The sequence below is a fragment of the Buttiauxella sp. B2 genome (genome assembly GCF_006376615.1).
Taxonomy (GTDB): domain Bacteria; phylum Pseudomonadota; class Gammaproteobacteria; order Enterobacterales; family Enterobacteriaceae; genus Buttiauxella.
Genome location: NZ_VEXQ01000008.1, coordinates 48,355 through 65,634, shown reverse-complemented (window position 1 = coordinate 65,634; position 17,280 = coordinate 48,355). Strand labels below are relative to the sequence as shown.

The following is a 17,280-nucleotide window of genomic DNA, read 5'->3' as shown; positions in this document are numbered from 1 at the left end:
CAAAGATGTTTAAACCCCCATTTATTTTGTCCATTGCCGGTGGCGGTAGTACTTACACGCCGGGCATTGTTAAAAGCCTGATGGTACGCCTGGCAGATTTTCCGTTAGCTGAAATTCGCCTTTACGATATTGATGGCGCACGCCAGTCGGTGATTGCTCCGGTAGTTGAGAAAGTGATTCGTGACCATAGCCAAAGCATCAAATTTACTGTCACCACTGATCCAGAAGTTGCCTTTAGCGGCGCTCACTTCGTCTTCGCTCAGATGCGCGTTGGGCAGTATAAAATGCGTGAACAGGATGAAAAAATCCCACTACGCCATGGCGTAGTCGGGCAAGAAACCTGCGGACCTGGCGGGCTGGCGTATGGTCTGCGCACCATTTTACCCATGGTTGAACTGTGTGATTTTGTTGAGCGCTATGCCCATCAAAAAGCGTGGATTGTTAACTATTCGAACCCAGCAGCAATTGTCGCCGAAGGTGTACGCCGTTTGCGCCCGAAAGCTCGCGTATTGAATATTTGCGATATGCCGGTGGCGGCAATGCGCAATATGGGCGCCATTCTTGGCGTTGACCGCCATAAGCTGGAAGTTGACTACTTTGGCCTCAACCATTTTGGCTGGTTTACCCGTGTACTGGTTGATGGGGAAGATCGTCTGCCAGAATTACGCCGTCATATCGCGAAGTTTGGCTTACTGACCGAAGATGCTGCGCAAACCGATCCGCAGCATTCTGATCCGTCGTGGGTGAAAACCTGGCGTAATATCCAGCCGATTATGGATAATTTCCCGGAATACCTGCCGAATCCTTATTTGCAATATTACCTGATGCCAAATGAGATTGTGGAGCATCAAAACCCTGAATACACCCGCGCCAATGAAGTGATGGACGGCCGTGAGAAGAAACTATTTGCAGCAGCTGATGAATACAAAAAAACCGGTATTTTGCCGGACGCATTCCATGTCGGTGTACATGGTGCATTTATTGTTGATGTCGCCTGTTCTCTGGCCTTTGATTTGCGCCAACGCCATCTGGTGATTGTGGAAAACAAAGGAGCGATTGCAAACCTGCCGTATGACGCAATGGTTGAAGTTCCTGCATATATCACTTCTGAAGGTCCGGAGCCGGTGCGCATGGGTGCGGTTCCCCTCTTCCACCAGACTTTGTTGATGCAACAATTAGCATCCGAACAATTGCTGGTTGAAGCGACCATTGAAGGCAGCTACGAGAAAGCATTGCAGGCGTTTACGCTTAATCGCACGGTGCCAACCATGCAACATGCGAAAGCGATTCTTGACGATATGATTGAAGCCAACCGTGACTACTGGCCGCAGCTTCAGCAGGCATGGCGAAACGGTGAAGCCGTAAAAGCATAAGTACCTCCCTTTACCCTAAATAGTTTGAGTTGCAAAAAGGCGGCCAGGCCGTAAGTCCCCAGTCACATAGCTAACTATGTGACTGGGGCGCGCGGGTGCAGTCAACGCATTTGCAGCTCAAAGTATGACGGGTAAAATATTTACGGCACACCTCGCAGCAGTGGATATGGCTACTTGTCGGTTTGGTGAAAAACACCGACAATCCGATAGTGAATAATCATTCGGAGGCAACCATGTCCACCTCTTTCTTCGTCGCGGGCGACTGGCTCGCAGAACATATTAATGATGCGAATATCCAGATTATTGATGCTCGTATGGCTCCTCCAGGCCAGGAGCATCGTGATGTACCCGGTGAATATCGTGCAGGGCATCTGCCTGGCGCAGTATTTTTCGATATAGAAGCCCTTTCCGAGAGCACCAGCCCTTTGCCACATATGATGCCACGAGCGGAATCCTTTGCGGTCGCCATGCGCGAATTAGGTATCAGCAACGATAAACATTTGGTTGTTTACGATGAAGGAAACCTGTTCTCGGCCCCCAGAGCATGGTGGATGCTGCGCACATTTGGCGTTGTAAACGTATCGATTCTGGCAGGTGGTTTAGCTGACTGGCAACGCGAAGAATACCCTCTCCAGCAAGGTGATGTGGCGTTACCGGAAGGTGAGTTCGAGGTGAATTTCGACCCAATGGTTATCAAGCGCCTGACCGATGTTCTTTTGGTTAGCCATGAAGGCACTGCACAGATTGTTGATGCTCGCCCTGCTCCGCGCTTTAACGCACAGGTCGATGAACCTCGCCCTGGTTTAAGACGTGGGCATATCCCCGGCGCCATGAACGTGCCGTGGAATGATTTGGTGGAAAATGGCCAGTTGAAAACCACCGATGAACTGAATGAAATCTTCACTCGCCAGGGCGTCAGTTTTGATAAGCCTATCATCGCAAGCTGCGGTTCAGGTGTAACAGCGGCTGTTGTAGTACTTGCGCTAACCACACTTGGGGTCAACGGTGTTTCGCTGTACGACGGTTCCTGGAGTGAATGGGGTGCGCGCCCTGATTTACCTGTCGAACCTGCTCAACCCCAGTAATGGACAACCGTCTGGTAGGACTGCTTGAGCGCGGGGAATCGTTAACCCGCGCTGAGTACCGCGTTCTCTCACATCTGACAAACCATCCGTTGTTGGTTGGCAACATTACGGTTCGCGAACTTGCTCAGGTGACGTTTGTCTCCAGCGCGACCATTATGCGGCTTTGCCATAAGCTCGGATTTAGTGGCTACAGTGAATTTATCTGGCACTGCAAACAACTGCTTTCCAGCACGCCACACATTGCTAATCAGCCCGCATTACCCGCTGCCACGCTGCCGATTTTATTCGACCAATTTGTTGATAATTACCGGCAAACCTTCCGGTGGGTAACACCCGAACTGATGGCGGAGTTCTCATCTCTGCTGCGCGAAAAAGAGAGTTTCTTTTTATACGGTGCGGGGTTTTCCTATTTATTCGCCGAGTACCTGACAAAGAAACTTCAGGTGTTGGGTAAAACCGCATTTATTTCAGGGCCGGGAGACAGCCGGGGTATATTCCTGAGCAACGCATCGAAGTATCAGGTGTTTATCGCAATTTCACGCAGTGGTGAAACAGAGCAGGTATTGGATAAAGCGCGAATTGCGCAGAATGTGGGGATGTCTATTGTAGCGTTCACACGGGCTTCCCCGAACAGTTTATCTGAACTGGCAGATGTGCATTTTCCACTGTATGACGAGGCGATTCATTTTGCGGCCGAAGCCGCAGGGATTACGTCGTTTGAGTCCAATCTGGTGATGCTGATTGATTTATTGCTGTTGCAAGCGACGAGTTAGATTTCCCCCTCACACCGGTCTTTCTTAAAGGGCGAGGGCGAAAATCAGAATCAGATAATACGATTGGTTTTAAAGTCTCGCAGGAAGCTTCCCCAACGGCGCTCATAGAATGGCGTAATGTGCGCCATCATGAAGTGACTGATACCCTTCTCACCTTCCACGACCTGGCAAATATCTACCGGCTCATCACCCGGTAACGTATCGGTAGCAACACTTCCAGCCTGGCGAATAATCGCTTCGATATCCCCTTCGGCTTCGATACCAATCAGCAAGTTCGGCTGCTCATCTGCATGTTCTTTAATTGAGCAGATAAAAGCACGCTTTACGGTTTTCAGGTTTTTAAACAGCGTAGTCAGCGAATCAACCATTTGCGCCGGTGGTTCAGCCACTTCTGAGAGCAGCAATGAAGTTCCGCCATCCAGCACTTCCTGCTGGGTTAATGGGTCGCTTTCATCACTGATTAAATGGGTGATTTCACGCGGCGTAAATTCTTTACCTGTCGGTAATTTTGCATTCAGGAAGAGTGATGCTCCTTGCGTCATTTCAAACAACGTACGCACCGGCATCACGACAAATGCCTGTTCATGATTAATCGCTTGTTGTAGCGCCTCAAGGGAAGTAAAGAACGGAATGACTGATGTGCCATCATCTTTTTCCCAGTGCTGCAATTCGACAGACCTGTCCGGATCAATCGCTTCACCTTGCGGCGCTTCACCCGGTACCCAGACTGTAGATTCCAGCAGCACGCGGAAGAATGCCGGACGATGGGCAGGTTCAATTGCCGCCTGTTCAAGCAGGGTTTCGAGTTCGTTTTTTGCTTCAGACATTGTGATTCCAGGCTTTGCATCCCCTCTCCTGAAGAGAGAGGATTTATCGAGTGAGTTACTTACCAGTCAACAAATTAGCAATGGCACGCACGCCAATGCCCGTTGCGCCCGCAGACCATTGCTCAACCGCACCTTTGCGATAGGTTGCAGAACAGTCAATGTGCAACCAACCCTGGTGATAGTTTTCCACGAAGTGGGACAGGAAGCCCGCCGCCGTGCTCGCACCTGCCGGGAAGGAAGCGTTAGAGGTGTTATTCAGCTCAGCGAAGTTCGATGGCAACTGGTTGCGGTGGAATTCGGCTAGCGGTAAGCGCCAGAATGGTTCATTTTCTTCCGCGGCACTCGCCATCAAACGGTTGACCAGTTCATCGTCAAAGCTGAACAGCGCGTGGTAATCGTTACCCAATGCTGTTTTTGCAGCGCCGGTTAACGTTGCACAGTCGATGATGAGCTCTGGTTTTTGCGCACAAGCGTCAATCAGACCATCAGCCAGAACCAGACGGCCTTCTGCGTCGGTATTCATTACCTCAACGGTTTTACCGTTGCGATATTTGATGATGTCGCCCAGTTTAAAAGCGTTGCCGCTGACCAGGTTGTCCGCGCAGCACAGGAACAGCTTCACACGTTTATCCAGACCGCGAGTGATAGCAAATGCCAGCGCTCCGGTAATGGTGGCAGCGCCGCCCATGTCTGACTTCATTGAGTCCATAAACGCGCTTTGTTTCATGCTATAGCCGCCTGAATCAAAGGTGATACCTTTACCGACCAGGCACGCATAAACCGGTGCATCCGGGTTACCCGTTGGGTTGTAGTCGAGTGCCAACAATACGGGTGAACGCTCAGAGCCACGGCCAACAGTGTGGATACCCATGTAGTTCTGCTCGCGCAGATCTTCACCTTTGGTGATGCGGTATGAAACGTTATCGCATGCGACTTCACACAGCAGATCAATTGCTCGTGAAGCGAGTTGTTCAGGACCCAGTTCTTCGGCTGGAGTGTTGATGGTATGGCGTACCCAGTCGATGATTTTCAGGCGGTTATTCAGTTCTTTTTGCTCAGCTTCTCCCAGCTGTGCCCAGTCAACTTTACGCGTGCCTTTCGGTGCGCGATAACCCAGCCAGAATGCCCAGCTTTTCTCAACATCCCAACCATCACCGGCCAGTTGAACGTGTTTCAGGCCCTGCCCGTCAATTTTACGTGCTGCACGCTGGATTAGGCCAAGATCGTCTTTACCTGTCAGATGCAGGGTAATTCCTTCATCGTTAATACTATAAGCGGCTTTATCACCCCAACGCGCATCGGCGGGCGCTGTGGAAAGTGTAATTTTCATGGCTTCTGTCATTTTATTTTCCTTTATCCAGCACATGTAAAAAAGGCTGCCTCAGGCAGCCCCTTTCTAACTATTCTGCTTCATCTAACCAGACTAACAGAATCGCTTCCAGAATTTTTTCATTGGATGCGTTTGGCTCATCGTCAAACTCTTCCAAATCGCAAACCCACTGGTGTAGATCAGTAAAACGCACCGTTTTAGGATCAAGATCCGGGCGACTGTCATACAGAGCTTCACCAATTTCGCGGCTATCGGTCCATTTCAGTCCCATGAGCGACTCCTGTTAGTGTTCGCGCGCGTGGTTGATGGTGTAACGTGGCATCTCAACAACCAAGTCTTCATCAGTAACACGTGCCTGGCAGCTTAAACGGCTTTCAGGTTCCAGCCCCCAGGCTTTGTCCAGCATATCGTCTTCGTCTTCCGTGCTTTCAGCAAGAGAGTCGAAACCTTCACGCACAACACAGTGGCAAGTGGTGCAAGCACAGGATTTTTCACAGGCGTGTTCAATCTCGATACCGTTGCGCAGAGCAACATCAAGAATGGTTTCACCGACATTCGCTTCCAAAACTGCGCCATCTGGACACAAATCCTGATGAGGCAGAAAAACAATCTTTGGCATGTTAAACCTCGTCCACGGAGTGGCCTTTCAGCGCCTTACGGATTGATTCATCCATACGGCGTGCGGCAAATTCCTGGGTTTGTTTGTCTACGTTTTTAATGGCTTGTTCAATAGCATCAGTGTCATCGCCCGCAGCAGCAGCGCTTAACGCCACCATTGCAGAGTCAATTTCCGCACGTTCAGCTTTACTTAACAACGCAGCATCTGAGTTCAATGCACCTTGCAAACTTTCTAGCACGCGAGCCGCATCAACTTTTTGCTCTGCAAGCATGCGCGCTTTCACATCATGCTCGGCATAACTCATAGAATCCTGAATCATCGAGGCAATTTCGCCGTCGCTCAGGCCATACGAAGGTTTCACCTGAATGGACGCTTCCACTCCGGTAGATTTTTCCATCGCAGTCACGCTCAGCAAGCCGTCAGCATCAACCTGGAAGGTGACACGAATATGCGCCCCGCCCGCAGGCATTGCCGGAATACCGCGCAGCGTAAAGCGTGCTAGTGAACGGCAATCTTGTACCAGTTCGCGCTCTCCCTGCATGACATGAATCGCCATCGCAGTTTGACCGTCTTTAAAGGTAGTGAAGTCCTGCGCACGCGCTACCGGAATAGTAGTATTACGTGGAATCACTTTTTCGACCAGGCCGCCCATGGTTTCGAGGCCAAGCGACAGCGGGATAACATCCAGCAATAGCATTTCGCTATCCGGCTTGTTACCTACCAGAATATCGGCCTGAATCGCCGCACCAATAGCGACAACTTTATCCGGGTCGATTGTTGTCAGAGGTGTGCGACCAAAGAATTCGCCAACACGTTCGCGAACTAATGGAACGCGAGTTGAGCCGCCAACCATGACGACTTCCAGCACTTCATCAGCTTCCACTGCGGCATCTTTCAAAGCGCGACGGCAAGCCAGCAAAGTGCGCTTAACCAGAGCGGCAATCAGTTCGTTGAACTGTTCACGCGTCACCGAACCTTTCCAGCCTGCGACTTCAATGCTTGCCGTTTCGGCATCGCTCAGGGCGATTTTCGCAGCAATAGCAGCATCGAGTAACTGACGTTGAATACGGTCGTCACTTCTGTCGGCAACGCCTGCTTGCTCACGCAGCCAGTCGGCCAGCAGGTGGTCGAAATCATCACCGCCCAACGCAGAATCACCACCGGTTGCCAGGACTTCAAACACGCCACGGCTTAAACGCAGGATAGAGATATCGAAGGTGCCACCGCCTAAATCGTAAACGGCAATAACGCCTTCTTTACCGGAATCCAGGCCGTAAGCAATCGCCGCAGCAGTGGGTTCGTTGAGTAAACGCAGAACATGCAGGCCAGCCAGACGCGCAGCGTCTTTGGTGCCCTGACGTTGTGCATCATCAAAATAAGCAGGAACGGTAATCACCACACCGTCAAGCTCGCCTTCCAGCGCTTCGGTAGCGCGAGCGGAAAGTGCTTTCAGGATGTCAGATGAAATACGGATAGGATTCAGCAGCCCCGCCGGAGTGTCGATCATCGGCAGGCCATTTTCACTCGCTTTGAGCGAGTAAGGCAGATGCGGGTAGCGCGTCTGGATATCAACAAGCGAACGGCCCATCAGGCGTTTTACAGAACTGATGGTGTTTGCAGGGTCGAGTGCGGCTTGCGCACGCGCATCCCAACCCACATTGAGGCCTTGTTGCTGATAATGCACCACAGAAGGTAACAGGTGACGCCCTTCATGGTCAGGCAGCGTTTCAGCTTGCCCACTACGAACTGTTGCAACCAGTGAATTGGTGGTGCCTAAATCGATACCCGCAGCAAGTTTACGCTGATGTGGTGCCGCACTCAGGCCCGGCTCACTAATTTGTAATAACGCCATATTGAGCTTCCAGTTAAAAATCGAGCAGCTTTTCTTCGAGTTGTTCTATTTGGCTGCGCAGTTTATCGAGAAAACGCAGTTTACGCACAGTATCTGCCGCCAGCGTCCAGTCCTGATTATCCAGTTGCTGCACCATCAAAGCCATGCGGGTTTTCACCATCGCATTAACCTTGGCACTAAAGGATTCCAGGCGGTCGCTATCTTTGTCGTGCTCGATGTTATCAAGCTCTTCGCGAAGTTCGAGTTGTTCTATCAAAAACGCGGTGTCGCGCACGGTATGCTGTTCATTTGCCAGATCAAAACCGTTGAGAGAGAGGATGTACTCGGCGCGCGGCAGCGGATGACGCAGCGTTTGCCACGCCTGGTTGATGGTCGCAGATTGTTGGACCGCAAGCAGTTGTTCCGCCTGAGGGCGGCTGGTGTATTTATCAGGGTGGAACTGGCGTTGCAGCTCCTGGTAACGGGTAGCCAGCAGCTCAGTATTGAGGGCGAAGCCTACCGGTAACCCAAAGAGGGTGAAGTAATCCATAACAGACTCAGGGTTAACGTAGTAAAGCGTATCCCCCACCCAACATTGAACTACGCGGGGGATTTGCGAGTATCAGACGTGGAAGCTTTCACCGCAGCCACACTCATCTTTCACGTTCGGGTTAGTAAATTTAAACCCTTCGTTAAGACCTTCTTTGACGAAGTCGAGCTCAGTGCCGTCTAAAAATTGCAGGCTTTTACCATCGACGACCACTTTCACGCCTTTGTCTTCGAACACGGTGTCTTCCGCCATCGGTTCATCAACAAATTCCAGAACATAAGCCATACCAGAGCAGCCTGAAGTGCGAACGCCTAACCGCAAACCAAAGCCTTTGCCACGATTGTTCAGGAAAGCATTCACGCGTGCAGCAGCACTGTCGCTAAGGGTAATCGACATACAACAACCTCAATTAATTTTTCTTCATACTTCGAGTTGCTGGGGCGTTGGCTGCGCTCACTCACCCCAGTCACATACTTTAGTAAGCTCTTGGGGATTTACGATCTTGCCGCCTTCCCGCAACTCAAATTATTTTGAAAAGGCTCAAATTTACTTTGCTTCACGCTTACTTTTGTAATCTGCAATTGCCGCTTTGATAGCGTCTTCTGCAAGGATTGAGCAGTGAATCTTCACCGGTGGCAGTTCGAGTTCTTCTGCGATGTCGGTGTTTTTGATTGCCTGCGCTTCATCCAGAGATTTACCTTTAACCCATTCGGTCACCAGCGAGCTGGAAGCAATGGCAGAGCCACAGCCGTAGGTTTTGAAGCGTGCGTCTTCAATAATACCTTCATTGTTGACTTTAATCTGCAACTTCATAACGTCGCCACAAGCCGGTGCGCCCACCATGCCAGAGCCAACACTGTCATCGCTGTTATCAAAAGAGCCAACGTTGCGTGGGTTTTCGTAGTGATCGATTACTTTTTCGCTATAAGCCATTTTTAATTCTCCTGAATCCGATATCGACGTCCGTAAAGAACGATTAGTGATGAGCCCATTCGATGGAATTAATATCCACCCCCTGCTTGAACATATCCCACAGAGGAGAAAGGTCGCGCAGACGGCCAATGGATTTACGTACCAGTTCGATGGTGTAGTCGATCTCTTCTTCAGTAGTAAAACGACCCAAAGAGAAACGGATAGAGCTGTGAGCCAGTTCGTCGGTCATGCCCAGTGCGCGCAGCACGTAGGATGGCTCAAGACTTGCTGAAGTACAGGCAGAACCAGAAGAAACCGCGAGGTCTTTAAGCGCCATGATCAGGGACTCGCCTTCAACGTAGTTAAAGCTCACGTTCAGGATAGTAGGAACCCCATTTTCCAGGTCGCCGTTCAGATACACTTCTTCCATATCTTTTACGCCGTTCCACAGACGGTTACGCAGCTCACGCAGACGAGACATTTCTGTTTCCATCTCTTCTTTCGCGATACGGTAAGCTTCGCCCATGCCAGCAATCTGGTGAACAGGCAGAGTACCAGAACGCATACCGCGCTCATGACCGCCACCGTGTATCTGAGCTTCGATACGAATACGTGGTTTACGGCGAACATACAGTGCGCCGATACCTTTCGGACCATAGATTTTGTGGCCAGAGAAGGACATCAGGTCAACTTTGAGGGTGCTCAGATCGATAGGCAGTTTGCCTACGCTTTGAGTCGCATCAACGTGATAGATAATGCCACGTGCACGGCACATTTCGCCGATTGCCGCGATATCCTGCACCACGCCGATTTCATTATTCACGTGCATGATAGAAACCAGAATGGTGTCGTCACGCATTGCCGCTTCCAGCACGTTCAGGTCAACGATACCGTTGCTCTGTGGCGCAAGATAAGTCACTTCAAAACCTTCACGCTCAAGCTGACGACAGGTGTCCAGCACAGCTTTGTGTTCGGTTTTTACGGTGATGATGTGCTTGCCTTTCTTCTGATAGAAGTTAGCCGCACCTTTGATAGCGAGGTTATCAGATTCAGTTGCACCGGAGGTAAAGACGATTTCACGCGGGTCTGCACCAACCAGTTCAGCGATTTGGTTACGGGCGATATCTACAGCTTCTTCCGCCTGCCAACCGAAACGGTGTGAACGAGAAGCCGGGTTACCGAAGGTTCCGTCCATAGTCAAAAACTGCATCATTTTCTGCGCAACACGCGGGTCAACCGGCGTAGTCGCAGAGTAATCGAGATAAATCGGTAATTTCATTGCTCTTTAAGCTCCGTACATCACTTCAATACGAAATCCCCTTCATACCTGAAACTACCTCGGCGTTGGCTATGCTTACTCACCCGAATCACTTACTTTAGTAAGCTCATCGGGATTCGTTCACTTGCCGCCTTGATGTAGCTCCAGCTATTTTGGGAATTGCCATTTTCAAAGGAAATGGCTGATTCTAAAATTCTTTTTGTTTGCTTATGCGCGCAGTTTGACGTCGATCGCGTCTTGAGAGCGCGAGCTGCGATGGTTTTCATTCTGCTGACGACCAGAGACGTCCAACACTTCCTGGTTGTTCACCAGCTCACCTAAGGTGATGTTGTTTAAAAAACCAGTCAGACGGTCACTCAGGTCGCGCCACAGCGCATGAGTCAGGCACTTATCGCCGCCCTGACAACCACCTTTACCCTGGCAACGCGTCGCATCAACAGATTCATCTACAGCGCTAATCACTTCGCCTACTGCAATGCTGTTTGCTTCTTTACCGAGCAGATAACCACCACCAGGACCGCGAACACTGGCGACGAGGCCATTTTTACGCAGACGAGAGAATAACTGCTCCAGGTAGGAGAGGGAGATTCCCTGGCGTTCAGAAATATCAGCCAACGGCACTGGACCTGATTCGGAGTTCAACGCAACGTCAAGCATTGCGGTCACGGCATAACGTCCTTTCGATGTCAGTCTCATGTCTTACTTAACCTCAAATCGCCCCTCGAACCGGGGGTTTTTTATAAATGTGATTGTCACATAGCAGGGCGCAAGTCTGACATTCCCGAGTAAATTGGTCAACTATTTAACCTAGTAATTTACTCAAGTATTATTTGCCTGATTTTTTCTCGTTATCGATAGAGGAAAGCATGCCGCGCAGGATGTTAAGTTCCTGAGTTTCCGGGCGTGCGCGAGTATATAAGCGACGTAACTTGCTCATAATCTGGCCCGGATGGCTGGTGCGAATAAAGCCGGTTTTCAGCAGTACTTGTTCCAGATGGCCGTAAAAGCGCTCAAGATCATCAGCCGATGGATACTGTGTCTGGTCTTCTACAACGACCGCTTCTTTACCTTCTTCTTGCGTCGCAAGCCAGGCGATTCGCACTTCATAGGCGAGGATTTGCACCGCCATCGCGAGGTTCAACGAGCTATATTCAGGATTTGCCTGAATTGCGACGTGATAATGGCATTTCTGTAATTCGTCGTTGGTTAATCCTACGCGTTCGCGACCAAATACAATCGCGACTGGCGCATCTTGCGCTTCAGAAATCGCTTTTAAACCACATTCGCGCGGATCAAGCATTGGCCATGGGAGCGTACGAGAACGGGCACTGGTGCCGACCACCAGGCTGCATCCTGCCAACGCTTCATCAAGCGTATCGACAATCTTCGCTTCACCAATGACATCGCTGGCACCCGCGGCGAGCGCGATGGCCTGGGAGTCAGGTTTCACCAGTGGGTTAACCAGCCACAGATTTGTCAGCCCCATAGTTTTCATCGCACGGGCTACAGAGCCCATGTTGCCGGTATGGGAGGTTTCGACCAGCACTATACGTACGTTTTGCAGCATTCTTGACTCATAGCCTGAAAAGATTATCGCGATATCCTATCATAACCTTGGGACATATTCCGAACGCTCTGCTATACTCCGCCGCGTTTTCCCGTTCTTTAACATCCAGAGAGAGACCGATGCATCCGATGCTCAACATCGCCGTGCGAGCTGCGCGCAAGGCGGGCAATTTAATTGCCAAAAACTACGAAACTCCTGACGCTGTAGAAGCGAGCCAAAAAGGGAGCAACGATTTTGTGACTAACGTAGATAGAGACGCCGAGCGTCTAATTATCGAAGTTATCCGCAAATCTTACCCGCAACACACTATTATCGCTGAAGAATCAGGCGAACTGGCGGGTACCGAGCAGGATGTGCAATGGGTTATCGATCCTCTGGATGGCACTTCTAACTTCATCAAACGTTTGCCGCACTTCGCGGTATCTATCGCTGTTCGTGTTAAAGGCCGCACTGAAGTTGCTGTGGTTTATGACCCAATGCGTAACGAGTTGTTCACTGCTGTTCGTGGTCAAGGCGCACAATTGAACGGTTACCGTCTGCGTGGCAGCAATGCACGTGACCTCGACGGCACCATTCTGGCAACCGGCTTCCCATTCAAACTCAAGCAACACGCCACTCCTTATATCAACATCGTCGCTAAACTGTTCACTCAGTGTGCAGACTTCCGTCGCACTGGTTCAGCTGCGCTGGATCTGGCTTACGTTGCAGCTGGTCGTGTTGATGGTTTCTTTGAGATTGGCCTGAAGCCTTGGGATTTTGCAGCGGGCGAATTGCTGGCACGCGAATCCGGCAGCCTGGTCTGTGATTTTACCGGCGGCCACAACTACCTGACCAGCGGCAACATCGTTGCAGGTAACCCACGCGTAGTTAAAGCAATGCTTGCAACTATGCGTGACGAACTGAGCGAAGCGCTGAAGCGTTAATCTCAGATAATGCCTTCCCATAAAGGGAAGGCATTAAACATTAAAAAGGTCTTATCCCGCGCATCACCGGTTGAGCACTCAGCCACATTACCGCCGCCGCTAATACCAAAATCCCCCCTCCCGCAAACGCCAATGTCGCCCAGGTAACTTGTCGCCATAACACCGGTGCTTGATTACCACTGATGCGAACCGCCAGTGTGCGAAAACCGTGTACTAAAAAAGCCAGACCGGAAATGGTGATAGATGTACCCGCAGCCATTGTCAAAGCCGACAACATTCCCCAGCCGTATACCCCGATGACTTTGCTAAACAACAACACCATTATTGCCCCGGAACACGGACGCATGCCCATGGACAAAATAATCATCGCCCGCGCGCGCCAGTCCTCTCCGGCTTCAAGCTGCTTCTCCGTTGGCAAATGTTGATGGCCACAGTCACATTTTTCGTGATGTTCATGATGGGGTTTGAAAGCGGTAAAACGCTTAGGTTTGCGCAGTACGCGCTGTAAATTTCGCAGGGCACGACCACACAGCATCAATCCTAAAATGCCCACCAGCAAATAGCTGCCTTTCTCCAGCCAGAAACTGCTCAAATGCAATTGCCGCGAAGGCAGTGCCAGAATACCCAACACAACGGTGACCAGACTAATAGCCACCAGGCCTTGCAACAGTGAAGCGGCGAAAGTCAGCTTGAGGCTGCTTTTCAAACGTGAAGGATGTGTCGCAAGCCAGGTTGTGATCACGACTTTTCCATGTCCCGGCCCCAGCGCGTGAAGTACACCGTAAACAAAACTAAAAGACAGTAACGACCATCCCGCGCGTGCAGGATTTTCGGCAACCTCACGCAACAATGCACTCATTTGCTGGTTAATCGATTTCTGCCAAATAGCACTATTAAGAATGATTTGCGGCCAGTAGTGCCACAGGCTATAGAGCACAACGCCGCTTACTATAAGGAAGAGCACCAACGGCCATAAATGCACCCAACGCCGTGAATGAGGCCTGGATGAAGAAATTACTGACATTGCAACGTAACCTGTTGAGAAAATTGTTTACCCAGTTCCATGTCCTCAGGCGGTGCATCAGCTTTATCCAGTGATAAGGCGAACGCCTGCATATCTTCTGTCGGCTGTGGGGTTTTAATCGAGATCTTGCATTGTTCCGCTAATGCTTTTGGTAATTTAGCGTCATCGGGGTGGTCATAACTCATATCAACAAAGTAGGTCGGGTCGAATGTCGCGAATTGGTACGTTTGGCCTTTTAGTGGCTGCGGATGCGCAAGCGGCAATACAAAGCTCAAGACGGCCTGATGCCCTGACTGCGCAAGGCCGTACTCCGGTGGCAAATTATTAAACGTCACCTTTTCGCCGTTATGCCAGAATTCAGTGAAATAATGTTGCCCCAGCACATTGGCCATGACTTCTGCCGCCAATTTCTTCCAGACCGGCGAATCAGGTTTGGCATTCCCTGCGTCATACAGTAGATCTGCTGAAGTAATTTCATCCATCGTCCACTGCATTTTCAGACCAGTCAGTTGGTCGTTTTCAACCATCACCGTCGTCACAAGGGTAATGAAACTGTGTGGATGCGCCAAAACCATCGGGCTAAAAAGCGCGGTTCCCAAGGCGAAAAACATCATTCTGTTACACATTATCCTGCTCATTATTCTCTTAAGCTTAAAATTCTGTGAGCCAGTCAAAATTCCGTAATTAAAAAGCTCAAATGTGGCGCTCTGCGACAAAAGGTTTAGCTATTCTTAGCATTAATAAATTTTGACTTGGTTATGCGGATGATGACACTTCTCTCCCCCACACCATCTGTACTCTCCAGTCCGCAGCGTCGCTGCCACCTGCTTTTGTTGCTTTACTTACCGGGCCAAACCGTCACTCCAGAGATCCTCGCCAGGCTCAACGGGGTCGATGACACCAAAGCCCTGCAAGATATAGCCGACACAGGCGATGAAATCCAGCGCTATCACCGGCTGAGGCTTATCACACAACAGGATGGCAGCTACCGGATTGAGGGCACGCCGCTGGATCGTCGCCTGTGCTTGTTGCACTGGTTGCGCCGCGCATTGCGTCTTTGCCCGCACTTCGTGCAGCAGCATTTTACTCCAGCGCTTAAAACTCAACTTAAACAACAAGGGATCCTGACCGCATTGTATGACGAGAAGAATTTACAGGCGCTGATAAGCCTCTGTGCTCGTCGTTTGCAGCGGCAGTTTGATAGCCGTGATGTGCAGTTTCTAACGCTGTTTTTGCAATATTGTTTGCATCAGCATCACGCAGGAATTACACCAGAATTTACTGAACGGCAACGCGCCTGGACTCAAATGCGCCCGGAGTTTCTGGCAGCGCTTGAGATTGCCCGTCACTGGAAGCGCCGTGTGATGCAATCGGCCAATGAAAATGAGCAGTTATTCCTTGCACTGTTATTCCAGCTACTGCGTATGCCCGACCCTATTCGTGATAATCATCCGCAGGATTTACGCCTACGGTCAGCCATTTGCGGGATGATTGCCCGTTTTCGTGAACAAGCGGGAATGTCTTTTAGCGACGAACAAGGTCTTAGCGACCAGCTCTATATTCATCTCGCCCAGGCACTTGACCGCTGCCAGTTCGGTATTGGAATAGATAACAGCCTACCGGAAGAAATCACGCGTCTGTATCCACGCCTGATGCGCACCACACGCGAAGCATTCAGCGAATTTGAAAGCCATTTTGAGATGCGTTTTTCTGACGAAGAAGTAGGTCTGGTAGCGGTTATCTTTGGCGCATGGTTAATGCAGGAAAATGACCTGCACGAGAAGCAGGTTTTGCTGCTCACGGGCAACAATATGGAACTTGAGCAAAATATTGAACAGCAGTTACGAGAGCTCACACTACTGCCGCTCAATATTAAGCATCTGACTATTCACAGCTATCAAAAAGAGGGAGCGCCGAAAGAAGTAATATTGGTGATAACACCCTACTCCACCACGCTACCGCTTTACTCTCCGCCGCTAATTCACGTTACGCTGCCGCTGGGTGATCACCAGCAGCAGCAAATTCGCAAAATTATTGAGTGTTAGTGCAATAAGCGACCGGTCGTGGTCGAATAAACAATGCCGGAACTGCAACCAAAGCCATTATCCAGAACACCCCACCTTGCATGTGCTGGTATAGGTAGCCGGAGAGCATGGTCATAATGGCAATACCGCCCCCCATCGCCACCGCTGAATAGACAGCCTGCAAACGGATAACTTCGTTACCTTCACGTGCAGAGATATAACGCATCGCCGCGAGGTGGCAAACGGTGAAACTGCCGCAGTGCAGTATTTGCGCGGCAATTAACCACGGCAAGTCGGTAGTCCACGCCATCAAGCTCCAGCGCAAAATCCCCGTCACGCCAGAAAGCAGCAGCAAATCGCGCGCGCTCCAGTTGCGGAACAGTTTGTTGCTCAAAGCAAAAATCACAATTTCTGCGACGACACCCAGCGACCAAAGATACCCGACAACCGAAGCAGAATATCCTGCGCCCTGCCAGTAAATGGCGCTGAATCCGTAGTAAGCTGCATGCGCGCCTTGTAATAAAGTCACGCAAGCAAGGAAGCGCCAGGAGCCGAGTACCAGTTTCTTCCACGCCGGCCAGCCCGCACCTTCGTTATGTCGGGACTCACCCTGTGGCATCACCGATGGACGCAACATCATGCCGATTAACATCGACGTGACACCAATACTTAACAGCACCAGAATCGCCTGGTAACTAAACATGCTTACCAGCTTGCCGGTCATGGCGGAGCCAATCACAAATGCCAGCGATCCCCACAGGCGCACACGCCCGTAGTCCATCGTAATTTGTCGCTGCCAGGTGCCAGCCAACGCATCGGTAAGCGGCACCAACGGTGAGAAGAACAAGTTAAAACCGACCATCACAACCAACAGCCAGGTAGCGGTTTGTCCAAACCAGAAAGCAACAGCAAAAAGCAAAGTGAATAGGGTGAGCAAACGTAGAGCAAAGACAAGTCGGGAAGGGTCAGTAACACGAGGGGCCAGAAGCAAACTACCGAGGAAACGAGCGATTAACCCCGCACCCAGCAACAACCCAATGGTTTCAGGGGGTAAACCAACTCCGGCAAGCCAGACACTCCAGAAAGGTAGGAAAATCCCGTAGCTAAAGAAGTAGGTAAAATAACTGAGCGCCAGCCAGCGCGTTGAATGCAAAACCATGATC

General features: G+C 50.6%; 19 protein-coding genes. 5 read left to right on the top strand and 14 right to left on the bottom strand.

Features of this window, described 5'->3' with window-relative positions:
- Positions 1 to 5: 5 nt before the first annotated feature.
- From FH968_RS11175 to FH968_RS11165, 3 genes are all read left to right on the top strand, one after another.
- Positions 6 to 1,373, top strand: a complete 1,368-nt coding sequence (locus FH968_RS11175; protein WP_139879429.1) for a 6-phospho-alpha-glucosidase — start codon at positions 6 to 8, stop codon at positions 1,371 to 1,373.
- A 233-nt stretch (positions 1,374 to 1,606) separates the two neighbouring features.
- Entirely contained in the window at positions 1,607 to 2,458 is an 852-nt protein-coding gene (sseA, locus tag FH968_RS11170; RefSeq protein ID WP_139879427.1) for a 3-mercaptopyruvate sulfurtransferase, read from the top strand.
- Positions 2,458 to 3,231 carry a MurR/RpiR family transcriptional regulator gene (locus FH968_RS11165; protein ID WP_139879425.1) on the top strand — a complete coding sequence of 258 codons (774 nt, stop codon included), beginning with the start codon at positions 2,458 to 2,460 and terminating at the stop codon, positions 3,229 to 3,231. The genes sseA and FH968_RS11165 overlap by 1 nt, the downstream gene beginning before the upstream one ends.
- A gap of 50 nt (positions 3,232 to 3,281) precedes the next feature.
- On the opposite strand, the gene sseB is transcribed toward FH968_RS11165, so the two are convergent.
- The 11 genes from sseB to trmJ all read right to left on the bottom strand — a co-directional run bounded on the left by sseB (position 3,282) and on the right by trmJ (position 12,146).
- Positions 3,282 to 4,058: an enhanced serine sensitivity protein SseB gene (gene sseB / locus FH968_RS11160; RefSeq protein WP_139879423.1), complete on the bottom strand. Its 777-nt coding sequence runs from the start codon at positions 4,056 to 4,058 to the stop codon at positions 3,282 to 3,284.
- 55 nt (positions 4,059 to 4,113) lie between these two features.
- Positions 4,114 to 5,400, bottom strand: a complete 1,287-nt coding sequence (gene pepB, locus FH968_RS11155; RefSeq protein ID WP_139879420.1) for an aminopeptidase PepB — start codon at positions 5,398 to 5,400, stop codon at positions 4,114 to 4,116.
- A 58-nt stretch (positions 5,401 to 5,458) separates the two neighbouring features.
- On the bottom strand, positions 5,459 to 5,659 hold the full coding sequence (iscX, locus tag FH968_RS11150) for a Fe-S cluster assembly protein IscX (RefSeq protein WP_139879418.1): 201 nt from the start codon (positions 5,657 to 5,659) through the stop codon (positions 5,459 to 5,461).
- Between the two features lie 12 nt (positions 5,660 to 5,671).
- On the bottom strand, positions 5,672 to 6,007 hold the full coding sequence (gene fdx, locus FH968_RS11145) for an ISC system 2Fe-2S type ferredoxin (RefSeq protein WP_034459208.1): 336 nt from the start codon (positions 6,005 to 6,007) through the stop codon (positions 5,672 to 5,674).
- Position 6,008: 1 nt separating this feature from the next.
- Positions 6,009 to 7,859: a Fe-S protein assembly chaperone HscA gene (hscA, locus tag FH968_RS11140; protein ID WP_139879416.1), complete on the bottom strand. Its 1,851-nt coding sequence runs from the start codon at positions 7,857 to 7,859 to the stop codon at positions 6,009 to 6,011.
- Between the two features lie 13 nt (positions 7,860 to 7,872).
- Positions 7,873 to 8,388 carry a co-chaperone HscB gene (hscB, locus tag FH968_RS11135; RefSeq protein ID WP_139879413.1) on the bottom strand — a complete coding sequence of 172 codons (516 nt, stop codon included), beginning with the start codon at positions 8,386 to 8,388 and terminating at the stop codon, positions 7,873 to 7,875.
- A gap of 72 nt (positions 8,389 to 8,460) precedes the next feature.
- On the bottom strand, positions 8,461 to 8,784 hold the full coding sequence (gene iscA, locus FH968_RS11130) for an iron-sulfur cluster assembly protein IscA (protein ID WP_139879411.1): 324 nt from the start codon (positions 8,782 to 8,784) through the stop codon (positions 8,461 to 8,463).
- Between the two features lie 150 nt (positions 8,785 to 8,934).
- Positions 8,935 to 9,321: a Fe-S cluster assembly scaffold IscU gene (gene iscU, locus FH968_RS11125; protein WP_015703172.1), complete on the bottom strand. Its 387-nt coding sequence runs from the start codon at positions 9,319 to 9,321 to the stop codon at positions 8,935 to 8,937.
- 43 nt (positions 9,322 to 9,364) lie between these two features.
- Positions 9,365 to 10,579 carry an IscS subfamily cysteine desulfurase gene (locus FH968_RS11120; protein ID WP_139879409.1) on the bottom strand — a complete coding sequence of 405 codons (1,215 nt, stop codon included), beginning with the start codon at positions 10,577 to 10,579 and terminating at the stop codon, positions 9,365 to 9,367.
- Positions 10,580 to 10,786: 207 nt separating this feature from the next.
- Complete coding sequence (iscR, locus tag FH968_RS11115; RefSeq protein ID WP_139879407.1) at positions 10,787 to 11,275, bottom strand: Fe-S cluster assembly transcriptional regulator IscR; 489 nt, start codon at positions 11,273 to 11,275, stop codon at positions 10,787 to 10,789.
- Between the two features lie 130 nt (positions 11,276 to 11,405).
- On the bottom strand, positions 11,406 to 12,146 hold the full coding sequence (gene trmJ, locus FH968_RS11110) for a tRNA (cytosine(32)/uridine(32)-2'-O)-methyltransferase TrmJ (RefSeq protein ID WP_139879405.1): 741 nt from the start codon (positions 12,144 to 12,146) through the stop codon (positions 11,406 to 11,408).
- Between the two features lie 119 nt (positions 12,147 to 12,265).
- On the opposite strand from trmJ, the gene suhB reads away from it, so the two are divergent.
- Entirely contained in the window at positions 12,266 to 13,069 is an 804-nt protein-coding gene (gene suhB / locus FH968_RS11105) for an inositol-1-monophosphatase (protein WP_139879403.1), read from the top strand.
- Positions 13,070 to 13,109: 40 nt separating this feature from the next.
- Here the strand turns inward: suhB and FH968_RS11100 are convergent, their stop codons facing one another.
- Together FH968_RS11100 and FH968_RS11095 are read right to left on the bottom strand one after the other, a co-directional pair.
- The gene (locus FH968_RS11100; protein ID WP_139879401.1) at positions 13,110 to 14,093 is read right to left on the bottom strand and encodes a nickel/cobalt transporter; all 984 of its coding nucleotides are present in this window, start codon (positions 14,091 to 14,093) and stop codon (positions 13,110 to 13,112) included.
- Positions 14,084 to 14,707: a DUF1007 family protein gene (locus FH968_RS11095; protein ID WP_223271310.1), complete on the bottom strand. Its 624-nt coding sequence runs from the start codon at positions 14,705 to 14,707 to the stop codon at positions 14,084 to 14,086. The genes FH968_RS11100 and FH968_RS11095 overlap by 10 nt, the downstream gene beginning before the upstream one ends.
- A 150-nt stretch (positions 14,708 to 14,857) precedes the next feature.
- Here FH968_RS11095 and csiE point away from each other — a divergent pair, with 150 nt between their 5' ends.
- Positions 14,858 to 16,138, top strand: coding sequence for a stationary phase inducible protein CsiE (csiE, locus tag FH968_RS11090; protein WP_139879396.1), 1,281 nt, complete (start codon positions 14,858 to 14,860; stop codon positions 16,136 to 16,138).
- On the opposite strand, the gene FH968_RS11085 is transcribed toward csiE, so the two are convergent.
- A complete protein-coding gene (locus tag FH968_RS11085) occupies positions 16,125 to 17,276 on the bottom strand; it encodes a 3-phenylpropionate MFS transporter (protein WP_139879394.1) in 1,152 nt (383 codons plus the stop codon). The two genes, csiE and FH968_RS11085, sit on opposite strands and share 14 nt — an antisense overlap.
- Between the last annotated feature and the right edge of the window lie 4 nt (positions 17,277 to 17,280).